The organism is Pseudomonas sp. XS1P51 (assembly GCF_054897845.1).
This window is the reverse complement of record NZ_CM142707.1, coordinates 4399030-4414298: the sequence shown is the minus strand read 5'-3', so window position 1 is coordinate 4414298 and position 15269 is coordinate 4399030. Positions and strand designations below refer to the sequence as shown.

Annotated in this window: 14 protein-coding genes; 10 read left to right on the top strand and 4 right to left on the bottom strand. The window is 61.3% G+C overall.

Annotated elements, in window-relative coordinates; genetic code table 11:
* Positions 1 to 4 precede the first annotated feature (4 nt).
* The gene (locus ACYZUD_RS20635; RefSeq protein ID WP_462025082.1) at positions 5 to 1048 is read right to left on the bottom strand and encodes a methyl-accepting chemotaxis protein; all 1044 of its coding nucleotides are present in this window, start codon (positions 1046 to 1048) and stop codon (positions 5 to 7) included.
* Positions 1049 to 2003: 955 nt separating this feature from the next.
* Positions 2004 to 3674, bottom strand: coding sequence for a diguanylate cyclase GcbA (gcbA, locus tag ACYZUD_RS20630; protein WP_462019898.1), 1671 nt, complete (start codon positions 3672 to 3674; stop codon positions 2004 to 2006).
* Positions 3675 to 3962: 288 nt separating this feature from the next.
* Here gcbA and ACYZUD_RS20625 point away from each other — a divergent pair, with 288 nt between their 5' ends.
* The 6 genes from ACYZUD_RS20625 to ACYZUD_RS20600 all read left to right on the top strand — a co-directional run bounded on the left by ACYZUD_RS20625 (position 3963) and on the right by ACYZUD_RS20600 (position 10714).
* Positions 3963 to 5030, top strand: coding sequence for a DUF2333 family protein (locus ACYZUD_RS20625; RefSeq protein WP_462019897.1), 1068 nt, complete (start codon positions 3963 to 3965; stop codon positions 5028 to 5030).
* 3 nt (positions 5031 to 5033) lie between these two features.
* Entirely contained in the window at positions 5034 to 5603 is a 570-nt protein-coding gene (locus tag ACYZUD_RS20620) for an NUDIX hydrolase (RefSeq protein ID WP_462019896.1), read from the top strand.
* Positions 5604 to 5876: 273 nt separating this feature from the next.
* A complete protein-coding gene (locus ACYZUD_RS20615; protein ID WP_462019895.1) occupies positions 5877 to 6248 on the top strand; it encodes a translation initiation factor Sui1 in 372 nt (123 codons plus the stop codon).
* Between the two features lie 214 nt (positions 6249 to 6462).
* Entirely contained in the window at positions 6463 to 8376 is a 1914-nt protein-coding gene (gene speA, locus ACYZUD_RS20610) for an arginine decarboxylase (RefSeq protein ID WP_462019894.1), read from the top strand.
* A 233-nt stretch (positions 8377 to 8609) separates the two neighbouring features.
* A complete protein-coding gene (locus ACYZUD_RS20605) occupies positions 8610 to 9932 on the top strand; it encodes a contractile injection system protein, VgrG/Pvc8 family (RefSeq protein ID WP_462019893.1) in 1323 nt (440 codons plus the stop codon).
* Positions 9929 to 10714, top strand: coding sequence for a DUF4123 domain-containing protein (locus tag ACYZUD_RS20600; RefSeq protein ID WP_462019892.1), 786 nt, complete (start codon positions 9929 to 9931; stop codon positions 10712 to 10714). The genes ACYZUD_RS20605 and ACYZUD_RS20600 overlap by 4 nt, the downstream gene beginning before the upstream one ends.
* On the opposite strand, the gene ACYZUD_RS20595 is transcribed toward ACYZUD_RS20600, so the two are convergent.
* Both ACYZUD_RS20595 and ACYZUD_RS20590 read right to left on the bottom strand, forming a co-directional pair.
* On the bottom strand, positions 10708 to 12057 hold the full coding sequence (locus tag ACYZUD_RS20595) for an MATE family efflux transporter (RefSeq protein ID WP_462019891.1): 1350 nt from the start codon (positions 12055 to 12057) through the stop codon (positions 10708 to 10710). The two genes, ACYZUD_RS20600 and ACYZUD_RS20595, sit on opposite strands and share 7 nt — an antisense overlap.
* A gap of 159 nt (positions 12058 to 12216) precedes the next feature.
* A complete protein-coding gene (locus tag ACYZUD_RS20590; protein WP_462019890.1) occupies positions 12217 to 12510 on the bottom strand; it encodes a hypothetical protein in 294 nt (97 codons plus the stop codon).
* Between the two features lie 277 nt (positions 12511 to 12787).
* Here ACYZUD_RS20590 and ACYZUD_RS20585 point away from each other — a divergent pair, with 277 nt between their 5' ends.
* Genes ACYZUD_RS20585 through ACYZUD_RS20570 form a run of 4 tightly spaced genes read left to right on the top strand, consistent with a single transcriptional unit; the run spans position 12788 to position 15078 of the window.
* The gene (locus ACYZUD_RS20585) at positions 12788 to 13090 is read left to right on the top strand and encodes a MazG-like family protein (RefSeq protein ID WP_007951009.1); all 303 of its coding nucleotides are present in this window, start codon (positions 12788 to 12790) and stop codon (positions 13088 to 13090) included.
* A complete protein-coding gene (locus ACYZUD_RS20580; protein ID WP_462019889.1) occupies positions 13090 to 13839 on the top strand; it encodes a methyltransferase domain-containing protein in 750 nt (249 codons plus the stop codon). The genes ACYZUD_RS20585 and ACYZUD_RS20580 overlap by 1 nt, the downstream gene beginning before the upstream one ends.
* A gap of 12 nt (positions 13840 to 13851) precedes the next feature.
* Positions 13852 to 14466, top strand: coding sequence for a DUF4136 domain-containing protein (locus ACYZUD_RS20575; protein WP_462019888.1), 615 nt, complete (start codon positions 13852 to 13854; stop codon positions 14464 to 14466).
* A 54-nt stretch (positions 14467 to 14520) separates the two neighbouring features.
* On the top strand, positions 14521 to 15078 hold the full coding sequence (locus tag ACYZUD_RS20570) for a DUF4136 domain-containing protein (protein ID WP_462019887.1): 558 nt from the start codon (positions 14521 to 14523) through the stop codon (positions 15076 to 15078).
* Positions 15079 to 15269 lie beyond the last annotated feature (191 nt).

The following is a 15269-nucleotide window of genomic DNA, read 5'->3' as shown; positions in this document are numbered from 1 at the left end:
TCTGTCAGACGCGGAATGCCTGAACGGCGGTATGCAATCGCCCACCCAATACCAACAAATGCTCCCCTTGCTCACGCCCCTGGCCAATGCGCTGCAGGTTATCCCCGCCCAACTGGTGAATCCTCTCACTGTGATCACGGATTTCGCTGACGGCGCCGCTCTGCTGGGCGGTGACATCGGCGATGCGAACGGCGGTGTCGGAAATGGTCCGGATGGCCCCGACGATTTTATCCAGCGCACCGTCGGCAGCCTGCGCCTGATTGGCGGTTGCTTCGGCGTGCTCGACCTGGGCGCGCATGCCTTCCACCGATTGCCGCGCGGCCGTTTGCAGGCCGGCGATCAATGTCTGAATCTCTGCCGTGGCGCCGGCGGTGCGTTGCGCCAGTGAGCGAACTTCTTCGGCCACTACCGCAAACCCCCGGCCCATTTCCCCGGCGCGGGCGGCTTCGATGGCGGCGTTCAAGGCCAGTAGGTTGGTCTGGTCGGCAATCGAGCGGATCACCGTCAGCACGCCGCCGATGGTCGCTGATTCTTCGGCCAAGTGTTCGATCATCTGCGCATTGCCCTGCACTTCACCCACGAGCGCATGCAGACCGGTGAGGCTCAAACCGATGACTTTCTGCCCATGTTCCACCGCCAGCCCGGCATGGCGACTGGCATCGGCGGCCTGGCTGGCATCGCCGGCAACTTGTTGAATGGTCGCCTCCAGTTCACCGAGCGAATCGCGGATCAGTGCCGTGTCACCGGCCTGATGCTCTGCGCCGCTGTGCAGGTCATTGCTCAACTCGGCCAGGGTGCGGCTGCTGCCGGCGACCTGTTCGGCGTTGAGGCGAATGGTCCCCACCAGGTCCACCAGATAAGCGCGCAGGCGGTTGAGCGAGGCTTGAATGTCATGCAGTTCGCGATTGGTCTTGCCCAGTTCAATGTCCCGGCTGAAATCGCCCTCGGCCCAGGTCGAGAGGGCCGGCGCCAGGTTGGTCAGCGTCCGGGCCAGGCGTCGCTGCAAGGTGTCGATGAGCAATGCGATCAACAGAATCAGGCCGATCATCACCCCTTGCATCAGTCGCACTTCGCCCTGGATCTGCCCGTGCTGGGCACGAACCACCGGTTCCAGTCCGGCGATGGCCTGCTGCACGGCAGTGATTTTCAGGTGAGTCGCGGCACTGAGGTCGGCACGTTTCTGGATCTGGTCGCGGGTGCGTGTCAGTTCGGCCGGGTAGCGCGTGAGCAGGCTGTTTAGTTCACGCTTGAGGCCGACGCCAGCGTCTTCGGCAACGGCTTTTTCGGTGTTCTCCAGGCCCATCATCGCCGCGAAATCGTCCGTGCCCGATTCACTTTTACTGGTAACGCCCAGTAGCGGTAAGGCGTTCAGAAGCTCAGCTTGAGTGCGGATGTTGGTGACTTCACGTTCGACATCCACTGCGAGTTCGCTGCGACCGCTGCTGACCAGTTTGTCCCGGGCCAGCGATAACTTGCCCAGGTGCTGAGAGGCGGCGAGTAATGGCGTCAGATAAGTCGCGTTGCCGCTGGCGTATTGGCTGAGCTGATCGAGGCTGGCGCCGAGTTCGCGTTCGGCTTGCAGCAGCAGTGCTTGCGGGTCGCCGGCGAGTTTGCCGGCGGCCAGCAGGTCGGTTTTGCTGAATTCTTCGAGGTTCGACAGGCTCGGGCGCAAGCTTTCGGCCAATGCTGGCGGCAATTCACCGAGTTCCTTTTGCAGGCTTTCGATGGCCTGGCTGGCGCTGCTCAAGCGCAGGGCATCGCCGCTGCCGAGGTAATCCTCGACGTTGCGTGCCACTTCGTTCTGAAACTGCTGGGACAGGCCCAGGTAACGCTCCATCAATAGATAGGGGCGTTCCAGGGCTTTTTGCGACCACCAAAGCGTGGCACCGAGAGCCACGCACACGGCGACTAAAAGGAGGGTATTGAGATTGGTCAGCAGCTTCAGGCGCATCGCGGGTCTACCAACGGCAGAATGGTAAGCGCCTGAAGTTATTGCGTTTGTGTTACAGGGTTATGACCGACTGGGTCGATTCCGATGAAAAAGTGGCACTTTGCTTTGATGTCCGCGCGGCCTGCACGCGGTTGCGTCCGGCGTCTTTGGCGCGGTACAGCGCTTCGTCTGCCTGACTGGCCATCAGCAGGCCGTCGGAGTTTTCGCACAGCTCCACCACCCCGGCGCTGAAGGTGCACCAGAGGTCCTGGGGCTGAGCCGGGTAATGAATTTCGGCAAAGCGCTGGCGAATTTCATCGAGCACTTTGTAGGCTGATTCGAGATCGGTGTCCGGCATGACGATGGCGAATTCTTCGCCACCGTAACGGCCGATGTAGTCGGTCTTGCGCAAGCGTTGCTTGAGGAACAGCGCCAGGCTCTTGATCACCCGGTCGCCCATCGGGTGGCCGTGGGTGTCGTTGACCCGTTTGAAGTGGTCGATGTCGAGCATCGCAAAACTCAACGGCTTGCACTCGCGGCGGGCGCGGAAACTGCAGTCTTCGAGCAATTGCAGGATATGCGTGTGGTTGTACAGCCCGGTGAGGCTGTCGCGGACCATCCGCGCTTTCAGGTTGCGCGCCCGTGCCGCGCGGTTGCGCACGGTGGTGATCAGGTGCCGGGGCTTGATCGGTTTGGTCAGGAAGTCGTCGCCGCCCTCGCTCATGGCGTCGAGCTGCTTGTCCAGGTCGTCTTCGGCCGACAGGTAAATGATCGGCACGCTGACGTAACGGTCGTTGTGGCGGATCACCTTGGCCAGTTCGGTGCCGGTGCAGGCCGGCATGTACATGTCGAGGATGATCAGGTCCGGCTGGAAATCCGCCAGCTCGGCCATGGCCTGGATCGGCTCGATCAAGGTCCGCGTGACGATCCCGGCGCTGTTGAGCAGGCGCTCGGTGTGCAGCGCCTGGGCGCGGGAGTCATCGATGATCAGCACTTTATACGGCTCGTACTGGGCGACGCAGGTCAGGACTTCGATCTTCTCCAGCAGGCTCGACGCTTCGAGGGTGCCGGTGAGGAATTCCTGGCCGCCGGCACGCACGGCGGCGAGGCGGGTCGGGGTGTCGGTTTCGTGCAGGCTGAAGAACAACAGCGGCAATTGATGATCGAGGCCTTCCTGGGCTTCGGCGGCCAGTTTCAGGCCGATGCCGGCGCCGCTGAAGTCCACGTCCATGACGATCGCCGCGGGCAATCGTTCGATCATCGAGGAACGAAACGCGGCTACGCTGTCGAGGGGCTGGGCGCTGAGCCCGAAGAATTCAAGTTGTTTGGCCAGGCGTTCGGCGCGTTCGTGATCCTGCAGCATCACGTAGATCGGCTTGCGCAGCGGTGGCAGAAAAGTTTGTTCGAGCTGATCTCCGTGGCGCAGGCCAGTGCGCGACAGGCGCTGCATCAGGCGATTGAGGTCGGTGATCAGTCCGCTGCTCAGGCGTCCGCGATTGGCGTCGACAGCCTCCAGTGACTGGCCGATGTGCCGCGCCAGCTGGGTGTGTTCCGGTTGCTCGAAGCGCTCGGCGAAACGCAGCAGGCGCAGGTTGGCCTCGCTCAGTTCCGACAAATCGGTGGTGGACCACTCGCTGCGTTGCAGGCGTTGCCAGATCTCAAGAATTTGACGTGCCTGATGAATTACCCGCTGGGCAAAGTGGTGCTTGAGGCGCTCACGGCTGGGGTCTTCTGGCTCGGTCATATCCTGACTACTAGTTAGGGTGCATGCTGAGATCGACTGGTGGCTCTATGCTAGCACCTCTTTTCAATCGCATGAGTGTCGTACGTCAATAATCTGCAAAGCGACCTCATTCAGTTTCTGACCGGCCGGTCGGATAGGCTGGCGGCTGTGCTTCATTTATAGTGGCCGCTCGATCGCGGTCATTGCATGGCTTGGCGTTTTCGCCGGATTTAATGCGCGGCAAACGAGGCACGATGGCGTAGGGTTGTGGTCGAACCGATGAACTCAAGTGATTGAAAGGATATCGCCATGCTGGACTGGAAGAACCGCGCGGGCAGCGCGCCCGAACGTGCCGCTGAACCGAAATCGGCCACCCGCAGTTACTTTGGCGGCCTGTTGTTCAGCCGGGCGCTGGCCACTCTGATCGGCCTTTACCTGCTCGTTGCCATTGCGCTGGGCTGGTACTGGAGCCAGGAACCTGCGCTGTTCCCGGTTCAACAGAATGCCCAGGTGGCTGCCGAGAAAGAAGGCAAGCAGATGGTCATCGGCTACACCACGGTCGAAACCCTCAAGACCGTCGCCGGTACTTTGCTGACCAAGCCGGGTGGCTATATTTCCAACGACCGTTTCCCGCCGGGCCTGTGGATGGACAACATGCCGAGCTGGGAATATGGCGTGCTGGTCCAGGTCCGCGACCTGAGCCGTGCGTTGCGTAAAGACTTCGCCCGCTCCCAGTCGCAGTCCGCCGAAGACGCCGACCTCGCCAAGGCCGAGCCGCGTTTCAACTTCGACAACAAGAGCTGGGTGCTGCCGTCCAGTGAGTCCGAGTATCAGGAAGGCATCAACTCCCTGAGCCGTTATCAGGCACGTTTGTCCGATCCGAGTCAGAAAAGCGCGCTGTTCTATGCTCGCGCCGACAACCTGAATAACTGGCTGGGTGACGTCGGAACTCGTCTGGGTTCGCTGTCGCAACGGCTGTCGGCCAGCGTTGGCCGGGTCAAACTCAATACCGCGCTGAAAACCGAAGTTCCACCGCTCGGTCAGGTGCCACAGGTTGACGAAGAAATCGTCGAAACCCCGTGGATGCAGATCGACAACGTGTTCTATGAGGCTCGCGGTCAGGCCTGGGCCTTGTCCCACCTGCTGCGCGCGATTGAAGTCGACTTCGCCGATGTACTGGCCAAGAAAAACGCCACGGTCAGCGTGCGCCAGATCATTCGTGAGCTGGAGGCTTCGCAAGAGCCGGTCTGGAGCCCGATGATCCTCAACGGCAGCGGTTTCGGGGTGTTGGCCAACCACTCGCTGGTCATGGCCAATTACATCTCGCGGGCCAACGCTGCAGTGATCGATTTGCGTCAGTTGCTCAATCAGGGCTGAGTCATGGTTGATAGCTCCGTCGATAACATGCGGGAGGCCGCCCACCGCGCGGCCTCGGATGCTGAACAGATCGCCTGGGTCGACGAGCAGGACAACCTGCTCGGCGCCCTGGTCCGTTCCGACCTGCGCGAGCGTGGGCTGATCGGTCGCGGTACCTACATCATGCTGTTCAATTCCGCCGGTGAACTCTGCGTGCATCGGCGCACCCTGAGCAAAGCGATTTATCCGGGTTACTGGGACGTGGCGGCGGGCGGCATGGTGCTCGCCACCGAAACCTACGCCGAATCGGCTGCTCGCGAGCTCGAAGAAGAGCTGGGCGTGAGCGGCGTGGAGCTGGTCGCCCACGATCACTTTTTCTTTGAAGACACCGGTAACCGACTCTGGTGTTCGGCGTTTTCGGCGGTGTGGGACGGCCCCTTGATCCTGCAACCGGAGGAAGTGCTTGAAGCGCGCTTTATCCCCATCGATCAGGTCATGCTGGAAATCACGCAGAAGCCTTACTGCCCGGACTCTTTGGCCGCGTTGAAGCGCTATCTTCGCGCCCGTGGGCCGGACGTCGCAAAAGAGCTATAAATTGGCGCCGATTGGCTCTTAGCAATCGGCGTTTTTGCCGTTACACTGCGCGACCTTGTAGGAGCTGACGAGTGCAACGAGGCTGCGATCTTTTGACTTTGCCGTTGAATAAAGATCAAAAGATCGCAGCCTCGTTGCACTCGTCAGCTCCTACACGCATACACAGTGTTGTACCGTTTCAGTAGCGCTGCCCCTGCCTGAGTGGGGCTTCGCGGTCGATGGCGCCTGCCCAGGCTGCCGCGACCAGTCTTTGTCCTCCCAAGAGGATTGCCGGTGGCCAAAAAAGCCGCATCCTTCGCCGCCCTTGGTGGCCTGGTATTTTCCACCGACGCAGGTCGTCATTGCCCGGATTGCAGTAAACCGGTGGACGCCTGTATCTGCAAACAGACCGTTATCCCGGCCGGCGACGGCATCGCTCGCGTGCGTCGCGAAAGCAAGGGCCGTGGCGGCAAGACGGTGACCACCATCACCGGCGTGCCGTTGGCTGAAGACGCGCTCAAGGACCTGGTCACCACGTTGAAGAAACGTTGCGGCACGGGTGGGGCGTTGAAAGACGGGATCATCGAAATCCAGGGCGATCATGTCGAGCTACTCTTGGCCGAGCTGATCAAACACGGTTTCAAGGCCAAGAAGTCCGGCGGCTAGCAGCCTCTGTGAAAACCACCCTCGGCTTGATCCGGTCCTGGCAGCAGGTCTGGCATCGCCTACATGGTTTTCACAGAGCCTGTTCTGACCGGTTTCTAAACTCACTGCGGTCAGCGAGGTCTATCCCCTCGTTGACGAACCGTCATTTTCATCCTTTAGACTGCGCCGGCCTGAACCCAGGCGACGCTCTATGACTTCTTTATAGGGGACTTCAATGTCCGTACGACGCACACGCAAAGACGATGGCAGCCAATGGACAGTTGCGGACAGCCGCAGTGTTTACGGGATTCGCCATTGGGGGGCCGGGTATTTCGCGATCAATGACGCCGGTCGCGTCGAAGTTCGTCCGAACGGTCCGACCAGTTCGCCTATCGACCTGTTCGAGCAAGTCGACCAGCTGCGCAAGAGCGGCCTGTCCTTGCCATTGCTGGTGCGTTTCCCGGATATCCTGCAAGACCGCGTGCGTCAGTTGACCGGCGCGTTCGATGCCAACATCGAGCGTCTGGAATACCAGAGCAAATACACCGCGCTGTACCCGATCAAGGTGAACCAGCAAGAGGCGGTGATCGAAAACATCATTGCCACCCAAGACGTTTCCATCGGCCTGGAAGCCGGCTCCAAGCCGGAACTGCTGGCGGTACTGGCGCTGGCGCCGAAGGGCGGCACCATCGTCTGCAACGGTTACAAGGACCGCGAGTTCATCCGTCTGGCGCTGATGGGCCAGAAGCTTGGCCACAACGTGTTCATCGTGATCGAGAAAGAATCCGAAGTCGGTCTGGTGATCGAAGAAGCGGCGGCGCTCAAGGTCAAGCCACAGGTTGGTCTGCGCGTGCGTCTTTCGTCCCTGGCCTCGAGCAAGTGGGCGGACACCGGCGGCGAGAAATCCAAGTTCGGTCTGTCGGCGGCGCAATTGCTGTCGGTGGTCGAGCGTTTCCGCGCCGCCGGTCTGGATCAGGGCATCCGTCTGCTGCACTTCCACATGGGTTCGCAGATCGCCAACCTGGCGGACTACCAGCACGGTTTCAAGGAAGCGATTCGTTACTACGGCGAACTGCGTAACCTCGGCCTGCCGGTGGACCACATCGACGTGGGTGGCGGTCTGGGTGTCGACTACGACGGTACGCACTCGCGCAACGCCAGTTCGATCAACTACGACATGGACGATTACGCCGGTGTCGTGGTCGGGATGCTCAAGGAATTCTGCGACGCGCAAAGCCTGCCGCACCCGAACATCTTCTCCGAGAGCGGCCGTTCCCTGACCGCCCACCACGCCATGCTGGTGGTGCAGGTGACCGACGTCGAGAAACACAACGACGACGTGCCGAAGATCGACAACAAGGAAGAGCTGCCGGAAACCGTGCAGTGGCTGGTTGACCTGCTCGGTCCGACCGATATCGAGATGGTCACCGAGACCTACTGGCGCGCCACCCACTACATGAGCGACGTGGCCACCCAATACGCCGATGGCAAGCTGACCCTGGCCGAAAAAGCCCTGGCCGAGCAATGCTATTTCGCGGTGTGCCGTCGCCTGCACAACTCGTTGAAAGCCCGCCAGCGTTCCCACCGTCAGGTGCTCGACGAACTCAATGACAAGCTGGCCGACAAGTACATCTGCAACTTCTCGGTATTCCAGAGCCTGCCGGACACCTGGGCCATCGGCCAGGTGCTGCCGATCCTGCCGCTGCACCGTCTCGACGAAGAGCCGCTGCGCCGTGCAGTGCTGCAGGATTTGACCTGTGACTCCGACGGCAAGATCAAGCAATACGTCGACGAGCAGAGCATCGAGACCAGCTTGCCGGTACACGCACTGAACGAAGGCGAAGACTACCTGCTGGGTATCTTCCTGGTCGGCGCCTATCAGGAAATCCTCGGCGACATGCACAACCTGTTCGGTGACACCGACTCGGTGAACATCTACCAGAATGCCGACGGCAGCGTGTACCACGCGGGTATCGAAACCCACGACACCATCGAAGACATGCTGCGTTATGTGCACTTGTCACCGGAAGAGTTGATGACCCACTACCGCGACAAGTGCGCCAGTGCCCGCATCACCGCCGCCGAACGCACCCAGTTCCTCGACGCGCTGCGTCTGGGCCTGACCCGTTCGTCTTACCTGTCTTCTTGAGGTAAGTCGCCGGTCTCACCGGGTTGTCTGAAAATGTTCCGCATGCTGCGGAAATTTCAGATGACCTGGTGCGACGGCTCTCTTTTTCCAAGCGAAATTACCAACACTCCCGGCTATCAAAGCCATATGGTCTTCTTTTCGCGTAGGCCATTTCCTAAGTTGTACTTCGGCACTCTACTCGGCCATGTCTCTCAGCGAGAATCCCCGGCCGCCCCTCCTGTAGAGAATCGCCGATGTTCGATCCAGTCAACGAGCCTTCATTTCGTCTGGATGTAGCAGGTCTGTCCGATCCCTTTGAGGTACTGGCCTTTACCGGTAGAGAAGCCATCAGCGAGCCTTTTGCGTTCGACGTGGATCTGCTGATCGAAGACCCGACACTTGACCTTTCCAGCCTGCTGTACCGTCCGGCCTTTTTGCATTTCGGGCCAGCGGGACACAGCGTCCACGGACAATTGTACGAGCTCGTCCAGCGTGACCACGGCCAGACGGTCAGACTCTGCCGCGTGCGCTTGGGGCCGAAACTGACTTGCCTTTCCCAACGCATGAGCCAGCGAATCTTCAGCGCTCGTTCGGTGCCGCAGATCCTGAGCCAGGTGCTCAAGGAACACGGTATTACCGGCAATGACCGGCGCTTTGAACTCAGTGGCGATTACCCACCCCGTGATTTCTGTACGCAGTACCGGGAATCGGATCTGCAATTTCTCCAGCGGTTGTGCGCCCAGGAAGGGCTTCACTACCACTTCGACCACCACGCACGCGGGCATTGCGTGGTCTTCGGTGATGATCAGCGATATTTACGCCTCGGCGACACTGCGGTCTTCCAGGTCGAGAGCGAGCAACCGGCGGTGCGGCAGTTCCAGCTTCAGGCAGGGCAACGATCCGCGCAGAGTGCCGAAGGTCGTACAGACTTGCCGACACTGCGCAGTGGCCAGCGGATGATGCTGACCGGCCATCCGGTTGCCGAGTGGAATCATCTCTGGCTGCTGACCCATGTCGAGCATCAGGGGAGCCAGGATCCACTGGCCCCCTACAGCAATCAGATCCGCGCCAACCACTGGGAGATGCCGTTGCTCTCGCCCCATTCGACGGCGAAACCAAGGATGCACAGCCTGCAACGGGCCTGGGTGGTCGAGGTCGATGAGTTGCGCCCCGATCCGTCCAGACCGGTTGCCGTGCAGTTTGACTGGCTCTATCAGGGGGAGGGCGCGACGCCCAGCCATTGTTGGCTGCCCTTGGCTGCAGAGTTGTGCGGTGCAACGGTCTCGCAGTTCAGTGAGGGCACCGAGGTGGTGGTGAGCTTCATCGAGGGTGACCCGGATCAGCCGCTGATCACCGGGTTGCTGCATTCCCTATCGTCCGTCGACGTGGCCGAGGCACTCGACCCGCCGCCCACCTTGGCGACGGATGACCCCGATGGCTTGCTGGGGTTACTGCGGTCGGGCGAGCCCCTGATGTTGCTGTGTCTGCTGCCTGGCGGTGGCAGTTTCAACCATTGCGCGCAGGCCTTCTGCGCCTGCCGGGCGGCGACGCGGTTCGGTCAGAGCGGTGCGGCATGATTGCCGTGACCCCGCAATGGCTATTGCTGGATGTACCGGGAGCTCCTCATGCGGGGGAGACGCTGCAACAGACGTTTGGGTCGGTCCCGTGGTTCTGGTTGTTCGAAGGTACGGAGTTGCATGCATTGCGTGAACACGGACCGGCCCTGGTCGACCTTCGGGCGTGTCCGACGCTGGCCGGGTTGTGCCATAGCGAAGCGCACAGCTGGCGGGGTTTGCTGATGGTGAGCGAGGCGTCGTCGTCGCAGTTGCTGGCGCATTTGCGCCGCATGCTCACGGTCTCTTTCGGGCTGCATCATCGGGCCTTGTTGAGTTACTACAACCCCAACACGGCCAGCTATTTTTTCGATGCCTGTGATGCCGCGGAGCTGAGTCGGTGGCTGGGGCCGATCAGCCAGTTATGCTGGTTCGGCGGGACCTGGGCCGACCGCGCAATCGGCAGCCAGGGTTGGCAGCAATTGATCAATCCGGGGCTTGCCGTCGGCCCTTTGGCGGTCGAAGAAAGCCTCAGCCCGCGTCAGCGGGAAAAACTGCAAACCTGCCTGCTGGAGCAGCATGCCTGGCAGTGGAGCCGCTCCACCGGCACCGATTACAGCCGCCTGTGGTCCCACGTGCAGGAAGGGCTGGCGCTGGGCTTCTGCGAACGCCCGGTGCTCGACGGCTGGTTATGGCTACGCTTGCAGTACCCCCGCGCTTCGCTGGTGCAGCCGTTATCGGGGCGTACGCAGCAGGAGCGTCTCGATACCCTGCGCCGTCTGTGGCAGAACAATCAGGCTCAATGAACCCGACCTGCGAGCCAGCCATCGTTCCTGCGCAGCAACCAGGCAAACACACCAAGGGTCAGGCTGCGCAGCAACATGAACAGCAGGAAGGTTATCCACAGTCCGTGATTGCCAAAACCCTGCAGCACCCAGGCGAACGGCAGCAGCAGAACCACCGTCAACAGCATGCCGTTGCGCATTTCCCGGGCGCGGGTGGCGCCGATGAACAGCCCGTCGAGCAGGTAACTCCAGACCGCAATCAGCGGCAGCGCGGCGAGGTAGGGCAGGTAGACGAACGCCGTGTCGCGCACGCTCTGAATGTCGGTCTGCATCTCGATGAACAGGTGCCCGGCGAACAGGAACAACACGGCAAAGCCCAGACTCGCCAGCAACGACCAACCGCATGCCACCACCAGGGAGCGACGCAACGCCTCCCGGTCGCGAGCGCCGATGGCGTGTCCACACAGGGCTTCGACGGCGTGGGCCAGTCCATCCAGGGCATGGGCGGTCAGCAGCAAACCGTTGAGCAGCAGCGCATTGGCGGCGACGGTGGCATCACCCAGTCGCGCGCCTTGCACCGTGATCAGGAAAAACACCGATTGCAGCGCCAGGCTGCGGATGAAGATGTCGCGGTTGACCGCCAGCAGCGGTCGCCAGCTCTGCCACAGCGCCAGCGCGGCCCAGGCGATGTGGCCGGGGTAGGCGCGCAAGGCCTTGCGGGTCATCAGAAGGCCGATCAGCGCGCCGGTCCATTCAGCGATCACCGAGGCCCGGGCGGAGCCGACCACGCCCCATTCCAGCCCGAGGACGAACCACAGGTTCAGGGCAATGTTGACCAGGTTGGTGCTCAGCAGAATCGCCAACGGCGCCCGCGCGTTCTGGGTGCCGAGGAACCAGCCGACCAGTGCGTAACTGGCCAGCGCCGCCGGCAGACCGAACAGCCGCGTGTGGAAGAATTCGCGGGTCAGTTGGTCCAGTTCCGCCGAGGGTTGCATGAAGTGCAACGCGACACCGCTCAACGGAACGCCCAGTGCGCCCAGGACAATGGCCAGCCCCATGGCCAGCAACAGACCCTGCAGCAAAATCTGCCGCAACGCCGCGCCATCCCCGCGCCCCGCAGCCTGGGCGGCGAAACCGGTGGAGCCCATGCGCAGAAACCCCATGGCCCAGGCGAGAAAGGTATACAGACTGGCCCCGACCGCGACGGCGCCCAGTTGATGGGCATGGGGCAGATGGCCGATGACCGTACTGTCGACCAGCGCCACCAGCGGTACGGAAATGTTCGAGAGAATCATGGGCGCGGCGAGCGCCCAGACCCGGCGATGGGTCGGGCGGTCGCGCCAGTCGGCGATCAGGTTGGACATGCAGGCTCCTTGGGGAGCGGGCATTGTAGCGACACATTCGAAATGGCAGCGATCCAATGTGGGAGCGAGCCTGCTCGCGATAGCGGTGTGTCAGCCAAGGTAATGCCGCATGTGCCGACGCTATCGCGAGCAGGCTCGCTCCCACAGGGGATGGCGGTGTCAGTGGATTATCCAGCTCAACAGCCAAAGCCCCAGCAGCAACCAGATAATCCCCATGATGATCGACGCACTCATGAACGCCCGAATCGCCGCCCACAACAGCATCAGCCCCAGGATCAGCGCGATGATGCTGATGATCGACGTGTCCATGCCCAGCGCACGGGACAAGCCTTCGACAAAATTGCTGCCGGCATGGCTCAGCAGATTGAACAGGCCACTGAGGCCGTCAACGATAAAGCGGATGATCGAACCGAGTGCCTGGCCGAGCCATTCGAAAAAACTTTCTACCTGCATGTGGGCGTCCTTGATGAAAGTGGTGGCGTGGTTGCCGGGTCTGAGCCTTGGGCCATGGATCGCGGTGGCGAGTTCCCTACAAGCATAGAAGTCACATCGTACCTGTGGGAGCGAGCCTGCTCGCGATAGCAATTTGTCACGCAACATCTATGTTGAATTTCAGTCCGCTATCGCGAGCAGGCGTGCTCCCACAAAAAAATCAGTACCGCCACTCAAACTCTACACACTTGCCATCCCCGGCCATCCCCCCGAAGCTATACGCCTTCAGGAGAGCCCGATGAACCTTGTTGAACTGACCGAACGCCTGCACGCCATCCGTGACCGCAATGACTGGCGGCAATTTCACAGCCCGAAAAACCTGGCCATGGCCGCGAGCGTGGAAATGTCCGAGCTGGTGGAGATCTTCCAGTGGCTGACCGAAGACCAGTCGCGTCAGCTGCCGGCAGACAAACTTGCCCATGCCGGGCAGGAAGTCGGCGACATCGTGCTCTATCTACTGCTGCTGTGCAGCGAGTTGGGGTTGGACATGAATGAAGTGGTGCGCAGCAAGCTCGCCGACAGCGAGCGGAGGTTCAGCTGATGAGCGACCGTCATTTCGACCAACTGGCGACCCGTTTCGCCGAAAAAATCTACGGTGGTGCCAAAGGTGCGATCCGTCTGGCCGTGCTTCAGGCCGACCTGGCGGAAACCCTGCCGGATCGACCGCTGCGCGTACTCGACATCGGCGCCGGTCTGGGCCATATGTCCTTGTGGCTGGCTCAGCGTGGCCATGACGTGACGCTGGCCGAACCCGCCGAGCCGATGCTTGAAGGCGCCCGCCAGCGCTTCGCCGACGCCGGGCAGACGGCAACGTTCATTCAGGCACCGTGGCAGGATTTGCTCGGCCAGCTCACCGAACCCTACGACCTGGTGCTGTGTCATGCCGTGCTGGAATGGCTGGCCGAACCCCACGCGATCCTGCCGGTTTTGCATCAGCTGACGAAACCCGAAGGCTGGTTATCCCTGGCCTTCTACAACCGCGACGCGCTGATCTACCGCAACCTGCTCAAGGGCCACTTCCGCAAGATGCGCAAGAACGACATGGCCGGCGAGAAGCAGAGCCTGACCCCGCAACAACCCCTCGATCCGCGTGAACTGGCGGCGCAACTTGAGGGCTTGTGGCAGGTCGAAACCCAGAGCGGGGTGCGTGTTTTTCACGATTACATGCCGGTGGAATTCCAGGCCCGCGCCGAACTGGTGGACTTGCTGGAAATGGAGCTGGCCCACCGTCGCCACCCAAGCTTTGCCGGGCTTGGGCGCTACTTGCACTGGATCTGTCGGCCGGTCTGATCGGAGCGCGAAATGAAAACTCGTTCAGGGTTACTGGTGATCTGTCTGGGGTTGGCGGCCTGCCAGGGCAGCAACCCGTATGTGGCAACCTCTAACCCTTTGCCGCCGGCGCCGCCTCAGGCGGCCAACACGTTTGACCGCAGCGCCTACCCGGCCCCGCCGCGTGACTACGGGCGCTACCGCAGCTGGGCCTGGCTGAACGGGCGGCTGCCACCGGGCACTGCCTGGGCCGATTCGGCGCAGGTCGCCGAAGCCGTCAGCAATGCCCTCGATCAACGCGGCTTGCGCCCTCTGCATGACAATCGCCCGGCCGACCTGTTTGTCAGCGCCGATCTGCGCCTGGAAACCCGTTTGCGCCAGGTCCGGGACGACTACGGTTACTACGGCGGCGGGTATGGCGGTTACAACCGCTACGGCAGCGGTTACGGCATGTACAACACGGTGCCGATCGTTCGGACTTATCAAGAACAGGTCGTGGTGGTGCGGGTTGACATGTTTGACGCGCAAAGCGGTCAACCGGTGTGGAGCTCCAGCGCCGAAACCAGCAACCGGGGCAGCCAAAGCGAGCGAGCCGATGCAATACGGGAGGCTGTAGAAAAGGCAATGTCGGCGTATCCTCCTAGTTAGCTTCTGTAGTTAAGAAGCATTCCGCAGGTTCATGTCTTCCACCGGAGAAAAATCATGTTCCGCCGTCTCGCTTTACTGGCTATGGCCGCGCTGCTCAGTGCTTGCGCTTCCAACCAGGTCAATCATGACTTTGACGCCAGTCGCGACTTCGCCGCCTACCGCAGTTGGAGCTGGAAAGAGCCCGCCCTGCAATATCGCCCCGATGACCCACGGATCAAGAGCGACCTGACCGAGCAGCGTGTTCGTCAGTCGGTTGCCGATCAACTGGATCAGCGTGGCTTGCGTCCGGCCGCTGCCGGCACCCGGGGTGACTTGAGTGTGCAGACCTACCTGATCGTCGAAGAGCGTCAGCAACAAGTGACCACTAACTACGGCGGCGGTTGGGGTAACCCATGGAACGGTTACTGGGGTGGGCCGATGTACAACGAAACCCGCAACGTCACCTACAAAGTTGCGACGATCCAGATCGATCTGCTGGACGGCAAGGACGGCAAACTGGTGTGGCGCGGCAGTGACGAGCAAATGCTCAGCCGCAGCCCGAACCCGACGGATCGCAGCATCGCGATACGCGAAACGGTCGCGCGGGTATTGGCCAACTATCCACCCCGATAAACACCGAATCGGCTAACACCACATCACCCGTGTGGGAGCGAGCCTGCTCGCGATGACGGCGGCACATCCAGCCAGGATGTGACTGACAGACCATCATCGCGAGCAGGCTCGCTCCCACACGGGTTTTTTGTTGTCTGGGGTGGCGTGTTGCCAGCAGTCTCGCCGACCCTTGTCTACACTGCTTTCACTCA